This is a genomic window from Staphylococcus sp. HMSC067F07, assembly GCF_001837405.1.
Lineage (GTDB): Bacteria > Bacillota > Bacilli > Staphylococcales > Staphylococcaceae > Staphylococcus > Staphylococcus capitis.
Genome location: NZ_KV832232.1, coordinates 65,577 through 84,664, shown reverse-complemented (window position 1 = coordinate 84,664; position 19,088 = coordinate 65,577). Strand labels below are relative to the sequence as shown.

Here is a 19,088-nt window from a genome sequence, read left to right as displayed (position 1 = left end):
TCAAAGTTTACTTGTTAGCGAGGAGATAGGCAAGTAGGTATGATAATCAACTTTGAAGAATTAAGTACGAAATTATCGATCATTGTAATCAAACAATTAATAGACTCCAAGTCTCCGATATTCAAGACAACGAACTTCCAAATTTAAATCATTACATTAGAACAATTGACTCAACAACTACTCCCATCAAACATTAATTTTAATTGACTTGCTCAAATAACAGTTTCTTCATTATATTGTTAAGCAAAATGTTATATGGGTATGAGTAAATTAGTTAGATGAGGAGGTATTATAGTTGAACATTTCTTCTAAATATTTTGATTATTTAGTTGTTTTTACCGCAGGCATAGGAATGTTTTTATCTACCTTAGATAGTGGGATTATTAACGTTGCATTACCTACTTTATCGAAATCATTTAATGTTGATACATCATTGATAACATGGAGTGTCACTTTATATACTTTATTATTGACGGGAACGATTATCATATTTGGAAGATTGAGTGACAAATTTAGTCGAATAAATATCTATAGTATCGGGCTTATTGTGTTTTTAATAGCTTCAATTTTATGTGGTTTTTCAAGTAATATTATCCAATTGATCACATTTCGAGGTTTGCAAGGCATCGGAGCAGCAATGTTGCAAGGCACTGCCACTGCTATTATTACAACTAGTATTCCTGAAGATAGACAAGGATCGGCCCTAGGAACGCTAAGTATACTTTTAGGAATAGGACCAGTTTTAGGACCTAGTGTAGGAGGGAGTTTACTCTCTTTAGGAAGTTGGAGATGGATATTTTGGATGAATATTCCCTTTATCGTAGTAGGGTTAGTTGGCTGTTTAATATTGAAGAGAAATATTAAAGAAAATAGAAGTACATCTATTCACCTAGATTTGCGAGGAAATATATTGTTATTTCTATCTATATTTTGTTTATTAATCAGTCTAACTGCATGGTCTCATAATTCTATTAAAAGTTTACTCGTTTATGGGAATTTAATAACTTTTATCATACTATTTAGTTTGTTTGTAGTATGGGAATTAAAAAATAGTCTTCTCTACAACTCTATGATAGACAATACGTTTTTGAGGATTTTTCGCATTAGGTGAGTATAATATAGGACGTCCTTTATACACACTTTTTGCATTTCTTCACTCACCAGTGTTATAATTTAGGTAACGAAAATAAGTATTCACTTATACACCAATCCCCCACTATTGCGAGTAGTGAGGGGATTTTTGTTGGTGTGGCTATATGTCACCTATTTTTATTGCGTTTACTTAGCCAATGAGTAAAAAACGCAATGGCACAGCCACTGATGACTGGTGCTATGATGTGAACGAAAATAAGCATCACTCTATACACCTCCTCTCTACGTCAAATTGACGCCTGAGGGATAGGCGACCTATATATTATATCATCCCCGAATATACGATGAGAGTTAACTTCCGATAAGTCATTTATGTTAACTAAAAAGACTCTAGTACAATTTGATATGTATTAGAGTCTTTTTGTTAGTTAGTCATTTAATTCTACTGATTTTATTTTTGGTTTTTCTGGTAGTAATGCATACTTAATTTTAACAGTTAGAGTAGCTAGTTTGTCATTAATATTCACTTGATAATAACCTATATGACCGCTACCTTGATTATCTGATTGTCCATTAATAGAAACTTTATCTTGGCTTTTTAGAAATTGATAAGTTTTATTATCTTTAGCAATTTCTTTTAAGTTTTTAGTATCTTTATTTTTAATAGAGGTATTTAATTGTTTTTCACTGGAATACATAACCCATTTATCAAAAAATAAGAAATTTAGAATCATATAACAAATGGCTACTACTATAATTACAAGAGCGATATAAATTAACTTTTTCAACGTTAAACACCTTTTTAAAATTATTTATAATTTATGATAACTCATAAGTATATGTAATTGCCAAATAAGATATAAAATTTAAATAAGTATTCACAATCTCTACAAATCATTCTTATATCTTAGTGATAATATAATAATTGAATATATTATCTATAGGAGTGATTTGGATGAGTAATTCTAAAAAAGTAGCTGTTGTTACTGGAGCGGCTCAAGGTATTGGTTTGAAAATTGCTGAACGTTTATTTAAAGATGGATTTAATTTAGCCATAGTTGATTACAATGAAGAAGGTGCTAAAAATGCTGCGTCATCTTTAACTACAAATGAACAAGAGGCAATTGCCTTTAAAGCTGATGTCTCAAATCGTGATGAAGTCTTTTCAGTATTAAGAAAAGTGGTCGAGCACTTTGGAGAGTTTAATGTATTAGTTAACAATGCAGGTTTAGGTCCAATGACGCCAATTGATACAGTGACACCTGAACAATTTGATCAAGTTATTGGAGTCAATCTAGGTGGCGTATTCTGGGGAATACAAGCTGCATTAGAACAATTTAATAAGTTAGGTCATGGCGGTAAAATTATTAATGCTACTTCTCAAGCTGGTGTAGAGGGTAATGCGGGATCATCTTTATATAGTAGTACTAAATTTGCTGTTAGAGGTTTAACACAAGTTGCTGCTCGTGATTTAGCTGATAAAGGTATTACAGTTAATGCGTATGCACCTGGTATTGTTGAAACACCAATGATGGAAGGTATTGCAATAAAATTAGCTAAAGAGAACAATCAACCCGAAGAGTGGGGTTGGAAACAGTTCACTGATCAAATCACTTTAAAACGTCTTTCAAAACCGGAAGATGTGGCTAACGTTGTCAGCTTCTTAGCAAGTAGTGATTCAGACTATATTACAGGACAAACTATCATTGTTGATGGTGGTATGAGATTCCATTAATAAAAAATAAAAACGTTTATGCATACATCTGTTTGCATAAACGTTTTTTTATTACTCGTGTTTATTTTGTGTGCTGTTGTTATTGTTTTGTTGGTTACTTGGTTTGTTTTCAGAGTTTTGTGAGCTAGATTGCTGGTTGTTAGGTTTCTCTGATGTTGATGGTTGTGTAGAGTTCTGACTATTTTGTTGTGAATGGTTATTGTAGTTATTATTGCTCGTGTTATTTTGCGTGCTTGGTTTGTAGTTGTTCTTAGATGGTTTATCTTTAGTTTCGTTTGTTTTGGTTTGTTGTTTATCGTTTTGATACTGATTATTGCTAGGTTGCTTAGTTGTGTTGTTGGAATGATTGATATTAGAGTTTCCGTTATATGTGCCAGATGCTGGTTCTGATTGCGCATTTTCTTGGCTTTGGTTAGCGTTATTATTTCCATTATATTGATCGCTGTCTTGATTAGATTTATTTTTCTTCTTATGTTTCTCTTCAGTTTTTTGATTGTCTTTATTTGAGTCTGTATTAGAAGATTTGCTTTCATGCGTCATTGCTGCATAAATTGAGAAGCTTAATGCAGCGACAAGAAGGATCACTACGATGCTTGCTAATATCTTTTTCAAATGGTTGTCCTCCGTCCTTATTAAATTTTTCTGTATTCTATTATAATCGTTTTCGGGTCATAAGTAGAACTATTTTGAAATAATAAGTTACATATATCATACCAATTATTTTTGAAAATATAAAAAATTACAAGAATGTAATAAAAAACATTAAAGAAAAATTTGCACTTTATGTAATCGCATTGTAATATTGTAATTGAATCGTAATATCCCATCTTTGTTGTACATAAATAGCGATTCCAATAAAAACAGAGGAGAGATCCATTTATGAACAGAACTACAAAAGTAATCTTATCGTCAATGTTAGCAGCCGGAACAGTATTTGGAGTTGGCCTTTCAACAGATACGCCACCAGTGAATCAAGCCCATGCAGCAACAGCACCTTACTACTCATTTACAGGATATGCTGGTAATCATGCCTCATTTGTTTTAAACCAACTATTTATTAATTCGTTAAAGTATGACACTTTTAGAATGAATGGAATTAAAATTCCTTACACAACTGGTAAAAATCATGTGAACAAATATAAAGGCACGGTTAAGAAATATGACCAAAGCTTTAGTGGAGTTAATACTAAGAAAACGAGAGCAGGTAGCGTAGAGTTTAAAGTTACAAGTCATCTATCTGTGAAACAACTTAAAGAAGCTTATGGTAAAGGTTTGAGAGCTTTACCTAACAAGCACAAAGGCACTAAAACGTATGCTTATAGCCCAGGAAATAAACACTATGGTATATCATTTACTACTAAGAATAATAAAGTAACTAAAATTACAATCGGAACACTAGGTGTGACTGGAGAAAAATTCTAGCTAATCATTTATTAATACGTAATGAACAAGCAACATTAAATTTAGAAAAGAGATAGCTTATCATGAGAAAACTAACTAAAGTATTTGTAGCATCAACTATCGCAATGGGAACATTAGTAGGAGTGGGTGTTTCTACGGCTTCACCAGTTAATGGCATTGCTCAAGCTACAAACTCACATTACTATACGTATCAAGGTTACGTTAAAGGAAATGGATCATTCTTAATTAAAGAGCAATTTATTAAAGCCGTTAAGAGTAATAATGTGACATTTAATGGAATTAAATTGACACATTCGACTGGTACTAAAATGGTCGATAAGTATGATCAACATTTCGAAGGTGTCGCAAATGATGGGATTAAGGCTAAACAAGTCCAATTTACTGTGACTAAAGATTTAACCTTAAATCAGCTGAAAAAAGCTTATGGCAAAGATTTAATTAAGAAAAGTCATAATAAAAACAAGGATGGCGGTATTTTTTGTTATACACCTTCAGGTAAAGGTTTAGGTGTATTGTTTGTAGTAGATAATAGTCGTGTCGTAGCAGTGACGATTGGCTACTCACTTTCTACACCAAGTAAATAAGATTTATAGGTGGAGGCTGTAACATAGATAATTGTCTCAACCTTAATTAACATATTGGCAGTAGATATCTGAATTGAAAGTGCACTTATGCTAAGCTTCTTTCAATCTTAGTCATCCTTGCCGGAGTGGTACAAAGAAATTAATTTTGACAAATTATATTTCTGTGCCACTCTTTTTTATTTAGTGGAGAAATATTTATTCAAATCTATAAAATTAGAGTAGGGAAAACTGATATGATGAATAGAGAGACACTGATAAAGGTCAATGATGATGATATCCTCCCCCTTATTAAAGTGCACCAGCGCTTAAGAATTTTAATTTTCCTTATACGTAATTTAAGTTGTATCAATGAAATATTAAAATTTGATAAAGTTCACTTTCTGTCGGAAAATTAATTTTCAAAGTGAGTGGGTATAGAAGTCATGGAAAGGTGGTAATCATTCATGAGTGTATTAACAAATGAAGAGAGAGTCAAAATTCTATCGGATATCGTCGCAATCAAAACAGTGAACGACAATGAATTAGAAGTAGCGAAATACTTACAAAAGTGGTTCGACAAGTATGGAATTGAATCAGAATTAGATGAAGTTTCAGAAGGACGTGCCAATTTAATTGCCACTGTTGGTTCAGGTCAACCTGTCATCGGTATTTCAGGTCACATGGACGTGGTCGCTGAAGGAAATCATGATGACTGGACTTACGATCCATTTGAATTGACTGAAGATAATGGTTACTTGTATGGACGCGGTGCTGCTGATATGAAATCAGGTTTAGCAGCATTAGCCATTGCGTTAATCGAAATTAAAGAAAGTAACCAGTTAAATAAAGGTACAATTAAATTTATGGCGACTGTTGGTGAAGAAATGGAACAAGCAGGTTCTTCACAATTATATGAAAAAGGCTATGCAGACGATTTAGACGCGTTACTTATCGCTGAACCGTCTTATCCAAGTTTAGTCTATGCGCATAAAGGTTCTATGGATTTCCGAATCACTTCTAAAGGTAGATCTTCACATAGTTCAATGCCATTCTTAGGTGAAAATGCGATTAAACCACTACTCGAATTTATTCAAAATATTGATAAAGAATATGAAGAACTTACGCAAACTGTTAAAGGTGAGTCTTTAGACTACAGTAATATGGTGAATAAGTTAGCAGGTCAATTACCTGAAAATGTCACTAAAGAACAGGCTAAAGATTTAATTGAAGGTTTAGTCATGACAAATAGTATCTTTAACGGTGGTTCACAAGTCAATTCTGTACCGGATAGTGCGACTGCTGAATTTAACGTGCGTACTATACCAGAATATAATAATGACAAAGTTAAAGAATTATTTAATAAATATTTAAAACAAGCTAACGAAAATGGTTCAAGTTTATCTCAAGAAATCTATCTTGATTTAGCGCCTGTTGTAACAACTGGTAAAAATAGATTGGTAGAACTTGGCCATGAGAAAGCACAAGCACATTTCCCTAATGAGGAAGGTTTAATTATTACGCCGACTGTTGCGGTTACAGATGCGTCTAACTTACTTCGTGGTAAGGATGAGCACTTCCCATTCTTAATGTTCGGCCCTGGTATTAGACCTCATCAAGTTGACGAATGTGTTGAAAAACAAAATTATCTTGATTTTGTTGATTATTATATCGATTTCTTAACGTCATTTACTGATGAATTTTAAGTATTAATTGATAAGGTGAAAGCCCATCTCGCTAGAAAAAGTGAGGTGGGCTTTTTTGTGCATTTTTGATTGAATGGATATTTTTAGTGAATTCATAGGCTTTTATTTGTAAGGGTCTAATTTTTATATATAAAGATGAAATATGATAATTATATATAAATTAGGGAATATATATTAATGTATAGGACATCTGGGGGGATGAAAATGGACTTAAATAAATTAATTACTCTAATCGAAAATAAAAAGCACAATGAGTTATATAGGATGTTTTCTAAAAGTTTTAAGCGCTCTATTAGTAAACGCATGTTAAAGGAAACATTAGATCTATATATGAAATATGCGAAGAAACATACTTTGTATGTTGATATAGGTAATGAAAAGAGTGGCGAAAAAATCTGGCTAGATGAATACCAAAATTATGGTATTTTCGTGTTATTGGAAAATGATGTTATTTATAGTTTAATACTGAAACCCCTCTATTATTTTAAAGATAAATGGACGAAACAGACTTATGATCTTCCTATTAAAGATGAATGGCTAATATATTGGGGTGGAGATAACGAATTATTTAATTACCACTATAACTATGAAACGCAACGCTATGCATATGATTTAGTGAAACTAGTCAATGGTAAAACGATGTATGATGGTGGTCAATTTTGTTCAAATTATTATAGTTTTGGGGCGAATGTGGTTGCACCGATTTATGGAGAGGTTGTCAAAGTTGTGAACCATATTAATGATAATACGCCTGGAAACACAAATGAGAGTGAGCCATATGGAAATTATGTAATGATGAAGCATGGCGATCATGAGTATAGTGTTCTTGCCCATTTAAAGAAGCATTCGATTACTGTACATGAAGGGGATTTAATTTATGCGCAAGAAGTGATTGGCCAGTGTGGCAATTCAGGAAACTCTACCGAACCTCATTTACACTTTCAAGTTATGAATGCCCCTGATTTGGAAAATGGTCAATCATTGAAGATTCAATTTAAAGATTATAATAATCCTATTAAAGGTGAAATATTAAAAAATGATTGATGGAAATTACTCGATTGAATGTCGAGTAATTTTTTTATGTTTCAAAACCCTTGATATCAAAGGTATTACGCACAATACACTTTCGCTTAATTTCATTATGCATAATATAATTATTAATTTTATTGCAGTTTAATTAATAAAAATAAATAAATACAGTTTATCAAAGTTTAAATACTAACATAAGTTTTTGACATAATGAACATATTATTTATACAAATAATTTATAAATGAAAAGTATGTGAATAAAATGCAGTTTCCATTTACTTAACAGAAAATTAAAATTACGATGGCACCGTAAGTTGCTTTTTCAAAAATTTATAGGAGGTTACGAGATGAAAAATTTTTCAAAATATGCACTTACAAGTATCGCAGCACTTACGGTCGCAAGCCCCTTTGTCACTATGGATGGCCATGCTAAAGACAAGTCAGTAAAACAAGACATTGATGCGAAGGTTACTCAACAGACTGACGCACCAAAAGCACTTAAAGCATTGCCTGGTTCAGAAAACGTTAAGAACCATTATAAAGACTATGTTGTCACTGATGTAAAAAAAGACAACAAAGGATTTACGCACTACACTTTACAACCTAAGGTAGGTAACGTCTTTGCTCCTGATGAGGAGGTTAAAGTACATGTGAATACTGAAGGCAAAGTTGTATTAATTAACGGTGACACTGATGCGAAGAAGGTGAAACCAACTAATGAGGTGTCGATCAACAAAGAACAAGCATCTAAAAAAGCGTTTGAAGCGGTTAACCTTAATCCTAAAAAAGCGAAAAATATGAAAGAAGACGCCGTCAAAACAAATAAAGTAGAAATCGATGGTAAAACAAATAAGTATGTTTACAATGTAGAATTGATTACCACAATACCTAAAATTTCACATTGGAATATCAAAGTTGATGCAGAAACAGGCCAAGTTGTCGATAAACTAAATCTCATCAAAGAAGCAGCGACGACAGGTACCGGTAAAGGTGTGCTTGGTGATACGAAACAAATTAATATCAATAGTGTAAATGGAGGATATGCGTTACAAGATTTAACGCATCAAGGACAATTAGCAGCTTACAATTATAGTGATAACACTGGCCAACATTCGCTCATCAAAGATAACGATAAAAACTTCACAGATGATAATCAACGTGCTGGTGTTGACGCTAATTACTACGCTAAACAAGTGTATGACTACTATAAAGATACTTTCGGTCGTGAATCATATGATGATAGAGGAAGTTCAATTATCTCTCTAGCCCACGTAAACAAATTCCAAGGTTCTGATAATAGAAATAATGCCGCATGGATTGGCGATAAGATGATATATGGGGATGGAGACGGACGAACATTTACAGCACTATCTGGTGCAAATGACGTTGTAGCTCATGAAATCACACATGGTGTAACCCAAGAAACAGCGAATCTTAATTATCGTAATCAATCAGGTGCTTTAAATGAAAGTTTCTCGGATGTCTTCGGTTACTTTGTCGATGATGAAGATTTCTTAATGGGTGAGGATGTGTATACACCAGGACAAAATGGAGATGCACTAAGAAGTATGTCCAATCCCGAACGATTTGGACAACCATCTCACATGGATGATTATGTAAATACACAATCAGATAATGGTGGTGTACACACTAACTCTGGAATTCCTAATAAAGCAGCTTACAATACAATACGTAGTATTGGAAAGGGTAAAGCACAACAAATTTACTACAGAGCGCTCACAGAATATTTAAGTTCAAATTCAAACTTTAGTGATGCTAAAGAAGCGCTGTATCAATCAGCTTTAGATTTATATGATAAAAACACAGCTAACCAAGTAGCAGATGCATGGGACGACGTTGGTGTATAAATAATTGAAACTTTAAATCGTTTAAATCAGCCATAAACAATCTATCAACGAACATAATCAACGCCTTAATAAACAAGAATTAATGTTAAACACTTACAAATATTAAACGCCTTAATAAATGATGATCAAACAATGTTTGGCTTCATGTGGCCCTTACTCTAACAGTAGAGTAGGGGCTTTAAAATATTCTTAGGGAGGAGACTGCGGGTTGTCTAGCCGAAGTGAGACGGCAGTCTATTGATTGAAACTATTAATAGATATTCTTAACTCTACCTAACCTTTTTATTCTATCTTATAAATGTTATAAAGAGTGAAAGAGACAATACAAATGAGGGGTTATAAACACGAATGATCCAATGAAAGATTTTAATTTAAGAGACGTTATAGGAATATTGATTATGGGATTCGTTAGTTTTTTTAAGTTGCCTTTACTAAATGTCGTATTATTAGCATTGCTTATGATTATTGTGACATCTTTTATAAATGAAAAATTATGCTCTAAAAGCAATATTACTAGGAGAGAAGAGGATGAAAAAGATAAAACAACTTGAAGTTATTGATATTCTGTTAATCATTATTAGTTTATTAGCCGTTTTAATTGGAGTTTTGCAGATATTTAATTTAATACACGTATCGCCAATCATTACGTTAATACTTCTTATAATCATTGTCGTCCTTAATCTGTTTAAGTCATTGGATGAACATAAACATTCCAAATAGAAAATAAAGTGTTAGGAGATAAGAAGTGCGTAAATTATTAAAGAAGTTAACTAAAAAAGATTTCGTATTGATTGTCATTTTATTTATAGTTGCAGTGATGTGCTTCTTAAATACCTTTGACATAGTAAAGTTGTCAGAAAGCCAATCTAATTATGTTGCCACTATTTATACCATTATCGTTTTTATTAGTTTGATTCGAATAAATAAGAAAGATAAACACGATCAATGATAGAAAGGTTTAGGAGTTGATTGGGGTTGAATAAATCTGAGCAAGGTCTGAATATTATAGATTTCATTTTATTTACACCACTAATCATTCTTTTCTTCATTAATATTTTAATATTCACTCATTTGATTCACGTATCTGCATTTTATTCTAACTTATTATCAATCATTAATTCGGCTTTATTAATGATTGGATGGATTAGAATGATTTATAAAGATAAGACATCTTATACATTGTACAAATGATTGTTCAATGTCAGTTATACATTAAAGTGATGTATAGTACTACCTGTGTTACTCAATATTTGTCACAAAATTTTACATACTTTCTCATATATTTTTAACATTAGAATGATAAATTATTATTAAATAAAAAGAATTATTAAAGTTTAAATGAATTTAAATTAGATTTAGTGAGGAGTTTATCATTTAATGAAAAAGAGTAAACGTCAGGATTTAGTAACCATGATTGTTAAACAAAATCACATCTATAAAAAAGCAGATATCATTGATTATATTGATGATCACTTTGGCATTCGTTATAGTATGACAACCATTGCGAGAGACTTGAGAGAACTTAATATTTTTCGTCTGCCAGCTGAGAGCAAACAATTTGAATACAAAATTTTAAATAATCAATCGCAAATCGACGCTAAAATTAAGCTAGATGATTATCTAGAAACAGAAATCATTAGTACCGTGATTAAAGAATCATATATACTTATAAAGACGTCACCAGGATTTGCGCAAAGTATCAATTATTATATTGACCAATTACAACTTAAAGAGATTGTTGGTACTATAAGTGGCAACGACACTATTATGATACTTACTCATTCTAAAGCAATGGCTGAATATGTGTATTACAAAATATTCAATCATAATTATTCATAATCTCTCATATCTGAATAATGAATCGAAAGGCCTGGTAAACGTATTGCATGCGTTTGCTAAGTCTTTTATATTACTAAAGTTATTAATTCACATATTGACTAACTATTCATTTAAGTGAATAAAAAACTTTTTATCGAAACATTCATTATTTCATATTAGCTGAATATTCATTTTCCATACGAAATAACAATACAAAAATGTATAAACAATCATATAAATGTATTGAATAACCAAATTGTACAAAACTTTCTACATTGAACTTGTGAATATAATCACATAAATATATGTGAAATCACTATATACTCATGTTGAAGTTACAGAAAAGGAGGAAATGAATATGGCAGATGGACCCATTCAAGTAAACAGTGAAATTGGTAAACTTAAAACCGTTTTACTTAAACGTCCAGGTAAAGAGTTAGAAAATTTAGTTCCAGATTATTTAGGTGGTTTACTATTTGACGATATTCCTTATTTGGAGGTTGCTCAACAAGAGCACGATCGGTTCGCCAAAGTGTTACAAGATGAAGGAGTAGAAGTACTATACTTAGAGAAACTTGCTGCAGAAAGCATTGAAGATTCAGATATTAGAGAACAATTCATCAATGATGTGTTAGCAGAATCTCGTAAAACAATTCTTGGTCATGAGAAAGAAATAAAAAAATTATTCTCAACATTATCTAATCAAGAGTTGATTGATAAAGTTATGGCTGGTGTGCGTAAAGAAGAGATAAAATTAGAATCTACGCATTTAGTTGAGTATATGGATGACAAGTATCCATTCTATTTAGACCCAATGCCTAACTTATACTTCACTCGTGACCCACAAGCATCAATAGGTCGAGGTATTACAGTGAATCGTATGTTTTGGAGAGCTAGACGTAGAGAATCAATCTTCATTTCATACATTTTAAAACATCATCCTCGCTTCAAAGATGCGGATGTTCCGGTATGGTTAGACCGTGATTGTCCTTTCAACATTGAAGGTGGGGACGAACTTGTACTTTCTAAAGAAGTACTAGCAATTGGAATATCAGAACGTACGTCAGCTCAAGCTATCGAACGCTTAGCACGACGTATATTTAAAGATCCGTTATCCACTTTTAAAAAGGTAGTAGCAATTGAGATTCCAACTAGCCGTACATTTATGCACTTAGATACAGTTTGTACAATGATTGATTATGATAAGTTCACAACGCACTCTGCAATCCTTAAAGCTGAAGGTAATATGAACATTTTCATTATTGAAAATGATGAAGCTAGTGATGACATTAAAATCACTCATTCAAGTCACCTTAAACGAACATTGGAGGAAGTACTTGGTGTTGATAATATCGAGTTAATCCCAACTGGTAATGGTGATGTGATTGATGGTGCACGTGAACAATGGAATGATGGTTCAAACACATTATGTATCCGTCCAGGTGTAGTAGTCACATATGATCGTAACTATGTATCAAATGATTTGTTAAGAAAACGCGGTATTAAAGTAATTGAAATTCCTGGAAGCGAACTAGTTCGCGGACGTGGTGGCCCAAGATGTATGAGTCAACCATTATTCAGAGAAGATTTATAGAATAGTATTCAAACACCTGTTATAGTGTAGTTGAAATCGCTTTCAATTTTAAGACTAATCATATTAAGTTTTGAAGGCGCTGATGATTTACACTGCGACTAATTAGATGAAAGGGGCGTATATTATGGAAAAAATCCGGAAACCATTTGACTTAAAAGGAAGATCACTACTTAAAGAATGTGATTTTACCAAAGAAGAATTTGAAGGTTTAATAGATTTTGCCATGACGTTAAAAACGTATAAACAACAAGGCACACCGCATCGTTATTTAGAAGGTAAAAACATTGCATTACTTTTTGAAAAAACGTCTACACGTACGCGTGCTGCATTCACAGTCGCATCTATTGATTTAGGTGCACATCCTGAATTTTTAGGAAAAAATGATATACAATTAGGAAAAAAAGAATCTGTTGAAGACACTGCGAAAGTATTAGGCAGAATGTTTGATGGTATAGAGTTTAGAGGTTTCTCACAAGAGAAAGTAGAACAACTTGCAGAATTCTCTGGTGTACCAGTTTGGAACGGATTAACAGATGATTGGCATCCAACACAAATGTTGGCAGACTTTATGACAGTAAAAGAAAACTTCGGACATCTTGAAGGCATTAATTTGACTTATGTCGGTGATGGACGTAATAACATGGCACATTCATTAATGGTAGCTGGTGCGATGCTTGGTGTAAATATTAGAATTTGTACACCACAAGCACTAAGTCCTAAAGATGCTTATGTAGAAATTGCTAGAGATTGTGGCTCTAAATATGGTGGTTCCGTGTTAGTCACTGATAAGATCGAAGAAGCAGTTAAAGATGCCGATGTTATTTATACAGATGTATGGGTATCTATGGGCGAAGAAAGTGAGTTTGAAGAACGCATTAATTTATTGAAGGACTATCAGGTCAATAAAGCGATGTTCGAATTAACTGGTAAAGACAGTACAATCTTCTTACATTGTTTACCAGCATTTCACGATACACAAACAGAATACGGTCAAGATATATATGATAAATATGGCCTCAGTGAAATGGAAGTTACTGATGAAATCTTTAGAAGTGAGCACTCTAAAGTATTTGATCAAGCCGAAAATCGCATGCACACAATTAAAGCTGTTATGGCTGCTACACTAGGCTAGATTAAATCTACACAACATCATGAGGAACTATAGACTTACAACATACAAAACAAATTGAGCCACTCCAAGTGTATGAAGTCAAATGAGTGATTGTGTTTATCATATTCGAGCAGTGATGAATCAAGATTAAACGTTCATCATCATTAAGTCGTTACGAATTGACCGTTATCAATCCGTCCGTAGTCACATGTTTACTAACCCGTTTAATGTAACGGTCGTAACTATCTTTCACACCTTTCCACAACACCCACTCTCGCATACTGACTTAATGACAGGATATGAATGAAAGAAAATACACTATTAGTTTCAGCACAATGATAACAATTAAAGGGAAAAGTAAGTCTATAGATTCCTACTTCTAAAGGAGAAATGAATATGAGCGAACAAGGAGAAAATAAGTTAAGTCGATCATCATTGATAGGTCTTGTAATAGGATCAATGATAGGTGGCGGTGCATTCAATCTCATGTCTGATATGGGAGGACAAGCTGGTGGTTTAGCCATTATTATAGGATGGGTTATCACAGCCATAGGCATGATTTCATTAGCATTCGTTTTCCAAAACCTTACAAATGAACGACCGGATCTTGATGGCGGTATATACAGTTATGCCCAAGCTGGTTTTGGCGATTTTATCGGCTTTGCAAGTGCATGGGGATATTGGTTCTCTGCATTTTTAGGGAACGTCGCGTACGCAACATTACTAATGTCTTCCGTCGGTAACTTTTTCCCAATTTTTAAAGGTGGTAACACATTCCCAAGTATACTCGTTGCTTCAATTTTATTATGGGGTGTTCACTTTTTAATACTTAAAGGGGTAGAAACTGCGGCGTTTATTAATAGTATTGTTACGGTTGCCAAGTTAATACCTATATTATTAGTCATTATATGCATGTTAGTTGCCTTTAATTTTGAAACTTTTAAAGAAGGATTCTTCGGAATGAATGCACATGGTGCACTACCATTTAACTTTGGAGACACAATGTCTCAAGTGAAAAGTACAATGCTCGTCACTGTATGGGTATTTATCGGTATAGAAGGTGCTGTCGTCTTTTCAAGTCGTGCCAAACGTAAGAAAGATGTAGGTACTGCAACAGTAATAGGATTAATTTCAGTGTTACTCATCTATTTCTTATTAACTGTATTAGCACAAGGTGTTATCATTCAAAACCATATCTCTCAATTAAACGCACCATCTATGGCACATGTCCTTGCTTACATCGTAGGTGATTGGGGTTCAACACTTGTAAACATCGGACTAATTATCTCAGTTTTAGGTGCATGGTTAGGTTGGACACTACTTGCCGGAGAGTTGTCTTTTATCGTTGCGAAAGATGGATTATTCCCGAAATGGTTTGCTAAGGAAAATGAAAACGGCGCACCAGTCAATGCATTATTAATCACTAACATATTAGTTCAAATTTTCTTGATTAGTATGTTGTTCACTGACAGCGCGTACCAATTTGCATTTTCATTAGCATCTAGTGCCATTTTATACCCATATATGTTCAGTGCCTTTTACCAAGTTAAGTACACTATTGAACATAAACAACACGCGACACCTAAACAATGGACAATAGGTATACTCGCCTCATTATACGCAGTATGGCTAGTCTATGCTGCAGGATTTGATTATTTATTATTAACAATGTTGCTTTACATTCCTGGTCTTATCGTTTATTCAATCGTTCAAAAAAATAACCAAACACGCTTAACACGCATTGACTATATCTTCTTCGCTATCATTATCATTCTATCTATTGTCGGACTTATACGACTATGTAGTGGCGCGATTAACGTGTTCTAGAAAAAGGAGCGAACTGTTATGGATAAAAAAATTGTCATCGCATTAGGTGGTAATGCGATTCAGACGTCTGAAGGTTCAGCAGAAGCACAACGACGGGCTATTCGCATGACCATGCAAACACTTAAACCACTATTTCAATCCGATAATGATATTGTCATTTCGCATGGTAATGGTCCTCAAATAGGTAATTTATTGATTCAACAATCTCAATCTGATAGTGAACAAACGCCCGCTATGCCACTTGATGTATGTGGGTCTATGACACAAGGTATGATAGGCTACTGGTTAGAAACAGAAATTAACCGTGTACTATCTGAGATTGGCAGTGACAGAGCTGTCGGTACTATTATTACTCGTGTAGAAGTCGATAAAGATGATCCGAGATTTGATCGACCAACTAAACCGATTGGTCCATTTTATACTGAAGAAGAGATGCAAGAATTGAAAGAAGCGCAACCTGAGGCTATCTATAAAGCAGACTCAGCTGGTCGTGGTTATAGAAAGGTTGTCGCATCACCTTTACCAATTTCAATACTTGAACATAAATTGATAAGTACACTTGTTGAACAAAAAAATATCATCATTGCATGTGGTGGTGGCGGTGTACCTGTTATTAAGAAAGATAATACTTATGAAGGTGTTGACGCCGTCATTGATAAAGACTTCGCTAGCGAGAAGTTAGCTGCCTTAATTGATGCGGATACGCTAATGATTTTAACCAATGTAGAGCACGTGTATATTAATTTTAAAGAACCTAATGAAGAAAAGTTAACAGATATTGATGTTGAAACTTTGAAACGTTACGCGAGAGGGTAAATTCGCTGAAGGATCAATGCTACCTAAGATAGAAGCGGCGATTGATTTCGTTGAAAGTGGGGAGCATAAAGAAGCGATCATCACTAATTTGGAAAATGCTTATCAAGCGTTCGACAAGCAAGCAGGTACACATATTCATAAATAATGAATGATTATGCTATTGGAGATTTAAGAACGATGGCCCCCTAATCAAAAAATATAACATCTTTGAAGCGGTTCTTCTTTGACACTTACCCCGTTAACAACTTGTAAAAGATGTTTGGTTGTTCCTCTATCCAATAGCTTAGGTAGTAAGGAGTTTATGTTATGGCTGGAAATCAAATGTTTTGTAGAGAAAATGAACTTGATGAAAGTTTTAAACAATTAGCGTCATATATTCATATACCTGTAGGTGTCTTACTTCCATTTAAAAGCCAATGCTTTGTGAGACATTATAGTAAGGGTCAGGTAATTTACTTTTCGTCAGATGAAACGACGCATATCTATTTATTAATAGAAGGGAATATAATGAGAGAAAACTTTAATCTTAATGGTGATGTGTATCGTTATTTAAATAGAGAAAAAGTGTTATTTCCCTTAAACAATTTATTTCAAGATAAGGCGCCAAATGAAATGTGCACCGCATTGACGAATTGCGAAGTGATTGGCATACCTAAAGATTTAATTGAATATCTTTGTAAAAATCATGAGGATATCTTTGTAAGGTTATTTGAATTATTGAGTGCAACACAATGCCAACACATTGAATATAATATGGCGTTAACCAGCAAGCTTGCGAAAGAACGCGTAACAAAGATATTACGCTATCTTTGCCAAACAGTTGGTTATGATAATGATGAATTTTATGAAATTAAGCAATTCATGACGATACAACTGTTGAGCGATATGGCCGGTATATCTAGAGAAACCACAGGTCATATCATTAATGAACTTCGAGAGGATAAAGTTCTATTCAAAAGTAATAAAAACTGGTTAATCAGCAAAGATTTATAATGACACTTAAAAAATTTAATATTTCATAATTACTTTAGAGCGTTAGTTAAATGATATTCATATGAATTATTTAACTAACGCTTTTTGTTTTCTTAAAAAATTTACTAATATAAAAATAATACGTTGAAACGCTAAATATTCTGAAATAAAATTGAAATTCAAAAAATAACACCAAAAACAAATTTCATATATTTTGTGAATTATTAATAACATTTTAATTAACTCTTTTATATAAAAAGAAATTGTAGTATTATATTCTGTGTGATTATATAAATCACAAAATTTTTTTAGGGAGAGAAGTAATTTGAGAAAAAGAATGGATTTCGTGCCTAACAGGCACAATAAGTATGCCATTAGAAGATTTACAGTAGGAACGGCATCAATATTAGTTGGTGCAACATTAATATTCGGAGTGAATCATGAAGCTAAAGCGGCTGAGACTTCAACTGAATTAACTCAGGCACAAGTGGATGAAGATTGTTCGGGTATTACTGATCAAGGCCAGCAAGAAGAAATGTTAACAGAAACTCAAAACACACAAAACGACTATAACGAGCAACAACCAACTCAGCAAATAGACAACGATTGTATTATTGATGAAGTTCCTATGAACGAAGTTGAATATAGTGATGATGCATCATCCAAAGCCCAAGAAGAAGATGCTACATCATTAGAAAATGTTTCAACAGATATTAACACACGTAATACGGAGAATGAATCAGTTGACGCCCAATCAACTGATAACTGCATTGCAAATGAACAAACTTTTGACAACGAATCAGTGCAAGAACAAACAGATAACCAAGTGAACAACGACAATAATATAGATGAATTACAAAAAGCCCAAGAATATGAAACTCAAGAAGAAAATAATGATGCTAATCAATCATTGTCAGAATCAGCAGACTGTGAAAATGGTATTCAAGCAGGTTCTAACAATTACGATATAGAAGCAATAAGTGGAGTTTCCGAAAATAATAATGATGATTTAGATAATTCATCTGATGTCTCAGCTAATGGAGACGTTGCTGAAAATGTTTCAGCTTTAGATAGCAACTCAGATTGCGATTTATACGCGGATCGTAGCTTAGACTATGACACTGACTCAACAAGCAATGATTACAACACAGATAGTGATTACAATACAGATTGTGACTACGGCTCGGATCGTAGCTTAGACTATGATACTGATTCAACAAGTTATGATTACAACACAGATAGTGGTTACGACACAAACAGTGAATATAATACTGATTGTGATTACAACACAGATAGTGATTACAACTCAGACTGTGATTATAGCTCAGATAGTGATTCAGGCTTAGATTATGATTCAGATTCAAGCTATGATTCAGACTCAAGCTACGATTCAGACACAGACTGTGATTACAACTCAGACTGTGATTCAGACTCAAGTTATGATTCAGATTCGGACTATGATTCAGATTCAGATAGTGATTTAGATTCAGATAGCGACTCAGATTCAGACTGTGGTTCGGATTCAGACTGTGACTCAG

Annotated in this window: 18 protein-coding genes and 3 pseudogenes; 17 read left to right on the top strand and 4 right to left on the bottom strand. The window is 33.3% G+C overall.

Annotated elements, in window-relative coordinates; translation table 11 throughout:
• Positions 1 to 295 precede the first annotated feature (295 nt).
• Positions 296 to 1,015: pseudogene (locus HMPREF2706_RS03120) on the top strand (MFS transporter); the annotation flags it as partial.
• A gap of 42 nt (positions 1,016 to 1,057) precedes the next feature.
• Here the strand turns inward: HMPREF2706_RS03120 and HMPREF2706_RS12350 are convergent.
• The 3 genes and pseudogenes from HMPREF2706_RS12350 to HMPREF2706_RS03115 form a co-directional block, all read right to left on the bottom strand.
• Positions 1,058 to 1,144 (bottom strand): annotated as a pseudogene (locus HMPREF2706_RS12350) (recombinase family protein); the annotation flags it as partial.
• Between the two features lie 115 nt (positions 1,145 to 1,259).
• The gene (locus tag HMPREF2706_RS12060; protein ID WP_121909925.1) at positions 1,260 to 1,358 is read right to left on the bottom strand and encodes a type I toxin-antitoxin system Fst family toxin; all 99 of its coding nucleotides are present in this window, start codon (positions 1,356 to 1,358) and stop codon (positions 1,260 to 1,262) included.
• 162 nt (positions 1,359 to 1,520) lie between these two features.
• Positions 1,521 to 1,880, bottom strand: a complete 360-nt coding sequence (locus HMPREF2706_RS03115) for a hypothetical protein (RefSeq protein WP_030062677.1) — start codon at positions 1,878 to 1,880, stop codon at positions 1,521 to 1,523.
• A gap of 167 nt (positions 1,881 to 2,047) precedes the next feature.
• Here HMPREF2706_RS03115 and HMPREF2706_RS03110 point away from each other — a divergent pair, with 167 nt between their 5' ends.
• Complete coding sequence (locus HMPREF2706_RS03110; protein ID WP_064212223.1) at positions 2,048 to 2,827, top strand: (S)-acetoin forming diacetyl reductase; 780 nt, start codon at positions 2,048 to 2,050, stop codon at positions 2,825 to 2,827.
• Positions 2,828 to 2,878: 51 nt separating this feature from the next.
• On the opposite strand, the gene HMPREF2706_RS03105 is transcribed toward HMPREF2706_RS03110, so the two are convergent.
• On the bottom strand, positions 2,879 to 3,439 hold the full coding sequence (locus HMPREF2706_RS03105; RefSeq protein WP_030062675.1) for a hypothetical protein: 561 nt from the start codon (positions 3,437 to 3,439) through the stop codon (positions 2,879 to 2,881).
• A gap of 267 nt (positions 3,440 to 3,706) precedes the next feature.
• Here HMPREF2706_RS03105 and HMPREF2706_RS03100 point away from each other — a divergent pair, with 267 nt between their 5' ends.
• The 15 genes and pseudogenes from HMPREF2706_RS03100 to HMPREF2706_RS03025 form a co-directional block, all read left to right on the top strand.
• On the top strand, positions 3,707 to 4,249 hold the full coding sequence (locus HMPREF2706_RS03100) for an immunodominant staphylococcal antigen IsaB family protein (RefSeq protein ID WP_023351002.1): 543 nt from the start codon (positions 3,707 to 3,709) through the stop codon (positions 4,247 to 4,249).
• Positions 4,250 to 4,311: 62 nt separating this feature from the next.
• Positions 4,312 to 4,833 (top strand): immunodominant staphylococcal antigen IsaB family protein, encoded by a 522-nt coding sequence (locus tag HMPREF2706_RS03095; RefSeq protein ID WP_002436274.1) that lies wholly within the window; start codon positions 4,312 to 4,314, stop codon positions 4,831 to 4,833.
• Positions 4,834 to 5,276: 443 nt separating this feature from the next.
• Positions 5,277 to 6,515: an ArgE/DapE family deacylase gene (locus HMPREF2706_RS03090; RefSeq protein WP_030062674.1), complete on the top strand. Its 1,239-nt coding sequence runs from the start codon at positions 5,277 to 5,279 to the stop codon at positions 6,513 to 6,515.
• Between the two features lie 204 nt (positions 6,516 to 6,719).
• Positions 6,720 to 7,559 carry a M23 family metallopeptidase gene (locus tag HMPREF2706_RS03085; RefSeq protein WP_037550672.1) on the top strand — a complete coding sequence of 280 codons (840 nt, stop codon included), beginning with the start codon at positions 6,720 to 6,722 and terminating at the stop codon, positions 7,557 to 7,559.
• A 332-nt stretch (positions 7,560 to 7,891) separates the two neighbouring features.
• Positions 7,892 to 9,412, top strand: a complete 1,521-nt coding sequence (locus HMPREF2706_RS03080; RefSeq protein WP_030062672.1) for a M4 family metallopeptidase — start codon at positions 7,892 to 7,894, stop codon at positions 9,410 to 9,412.
• A gap of 356 nt (positions 9,413 to 9,768) precedes the next feature.
• Positions 9,769 to 9,963: a hypothetical protein gene (locus HMPREF2706_RS12275; protein ID WP_030062671.1), complete on the top strand. Its 195-nt coding sequence runs from the start codon at positions 9,769 to 9,771 to the stop codon at positions 9,961 to 9,963.
• A 194-nt stretch (positions 9,964 to 10,157) separates the two neighbouring features.
• Positions 10,158 to 10,361 carry a hypothetical protein gene (locus HMPREF2706_RS03065; protein WP_030062669.1) on the top strand — a complete coding sequence of 68 codons (204 nt, stop codon included), beginning with the start codon at positions 10,158 to 10,160 and terminating at the stop codon, positions 10,359 to 10,361.
• 26 nt (positions 10,362 to 10,387) lie between these two features.
• A complete protein-coding gene (locus tag HMPREF2706_RS03060) occupies positions 10,388 to 10,603 on the top strand; it encodes a hypothetical protein (protein ID WP_030062668.1) in 216 nt (71 codons plus the stop codon).
• Between the two features lie 186 nt (positions 10,604 to 10,789).
• The gene (locus HMPREF2706_RS03055) at positions 10,790 to 11,251 is read left to right on the top strand and encodes an arginine repressor (RefSeq protein WP_002436164.1); all 462 of its coding nucleotides are present in this window, start codon (positions 10,790 to 10,792) and stop codon (positions 11,249 to 11,251) included.
• Positions 11,252 to 11,588: 337 nt separating this feature from the next.
• Positions 11,589 to 12,824 carry an arginine deiminase gene (gene arcA / locus HMPREF2706_RS03050; protein ID WP_037550668.1) on the top strand — a complete coding sequence of 412 codons (1,236 nt, stop codon included), beginning with the start codon at positions 11,589 to 11,591 and terminating at the stop codon, positions 12,822 to 12,824.
• A 124-nt stretch (positions 12,825 to 12,948) separates the two neighbouring features.
• Positions 12,949 to 13,956, top strand: coding sequence for an ornithine carbamoyltransferase (gene argF / locus HMPREF2706_RS03045; protein WP_030059225.1), 1,008 nt, complete (start codon positions 12,949 to 12,951; stop codon positions 13,954 to 13,956).
• Positions 13,957 to 14,331: 375 nt separating this feature from the next.
• Positions 14,332 to 15,762, top strand: coding sequence for an arginine-ornithine antiporter (arcD, locus tag HMPREF2706_RS03040; protein ID WP_049427778.1), 1,431 nt, complete (start codon positions 14,332 to 14,334; stop codon positions 15,760 to 15,762).
• An 18-nt stretch (positions 15,763 to 15,780) separates the two neighbouring features.
• Positions 15,781 to 16,723: pseudogene (arcC, locus tag HMPREF2706_RS03035) on the top strand (carbamate kinase).
• Between the two features lie 161 nt (positions 16,724 to 16,884).
• The gene (locus tag HMPREF2706_RS03030; protein WP_023351014.1) at positions 16,885 to 17,571 is read left to right on the top strand and encodes a Crp/Fnr family transcriptional regulator; all 687 of its coding nucleotides are present in this window, start codon (positions 16,885 to 16,887) and stop codon (positions 17,569 to 17,571) included.
• 304 nt (positions 17,572 to 17,875) lie between these two features.
• On the top strand, positions 17,876 to 19,088 hold a 1,213-nt coding region (locus HMPREF2706_RS03025), incomplete at its 3' end, for a YSIRK-type signal peptide-containing protein (RefSeq protein ID WP_141761273.1).